General features: G+C 62.6%; 1 protein-coding gene. It reads left to right on the forward strand.

Annotation, left to right across the window (positions count from 1 at the left end; translation table 11 throughout):
- Positions 1-1079, forward strand: a protein-coding gene (locus RQI28_RS19665) for an IS3 family transposase (RefSeq protein ID WP_311224351.1) whose coding sequence is annotated in 2 segments (ribosomal slippage) — positions 1-157 and positions 157-1079 — 1080 coding nt annotated over the 2 segments. Because the reading frame shifts where the segments join, the coding sequence is not laid out codon by codon here. This gene is flagged as partial in the annotation.

Below are 1079 nucleotides of genomic sequence, written 5' to 3' on the forward strand. Positions count from 1 at the left end.
CGGCTTGGCGTCAGCCAGCACAGCCTGTATCAATGGATCAAGGCCAGGCAGATGTCGCCTGAGCAGCGCCAGGCTCAGGGCTCGCAAGCCGACGAGGTGCGCCGCCTGAAGGCTGAGCTCAAGCGTGTGACCGAGGAGCGTGACATCTTAAAAAAGGCCGCAGCGTACTTTGCCAAGCAGTCCGGGTGAAGTACGCATTTATCGAGCGGCATGAACACGAGCATAGCGTGCGCCGCATGTGCAAGATCATGACGGTGCACCCCAGCGGCTACTACGCCTGGAAGGCCGATCCGATGAGCCCACGTGCCCAGGACGATCAACGGCTGCTGGGCCTGCTCAAGCACGCGTGGTTGGAGAGCGGCGGCGTGTACGGCTACCGCAAGCTCACCCTGGACATGCGCGATCTGGGCGAGACCTGCGGCAAGCACCGGGTAGCCCGATTGCTCAAACTCGGAGGACTTCGCTCGCAGACCGGCTATCGCCGTCGCCCTGGTATGCGGGGAGGCAAGCCTGCTGTCGTGGCGCCCAACCACCTGCAGCGCCAGTTCACCGTGGCGCAGCCCAATCAATCCTGGGTGACCGACATCACGTACATCCGCCCCCACGAGGGCTGGCTGTACCTGGCCGTGGTGGTCGACCTGTTCTCGCGTCAGGTGGTCGGCTGGTCAATGGGTAGCCGCATCGATACCGGCTTGGTGCTCGATGCGCTGGTGATGGCCTTGTGGCGTCGTCGACCCAAGCAGCCAGTCACGGTGCATTCGGATCAGGGCAGTCAGTTCACTGGACATGACTGGCAGGACTTCCTGCGCGACCACAACCTGATCTCCAGCATGAGCCGGCGCGGCAATTGCCACGACAACGCCGTGGCCGAGAGCTTCTTCCAATTGCTCAAGCGCGAACGCATCCGTCGCCAGACCTACCCCACCCGCGACCATGCCAGAGCCGATGTCTTCAACTACATCGAGATGTTCTACAACCCCAAGCGGCGCCACGGCACTGCCGGAGATACTTCGCCGCTAGAGTTCGAACGACGCCATTCCCAACGGCTCAAAAGTGTCTCGGGAATCCGGGGCGATTCA

The organism is Acidovorax sp. WCS2018Noco2-16 (assembly GCF_031843945.1).
In the GTDB taxonomy this organism is placed as follows: Bacteria; Pseudomonadota; Gammaproteobacteria; order Burkholderiales; family Burkholderiaceae_C; genus Paracidovorax.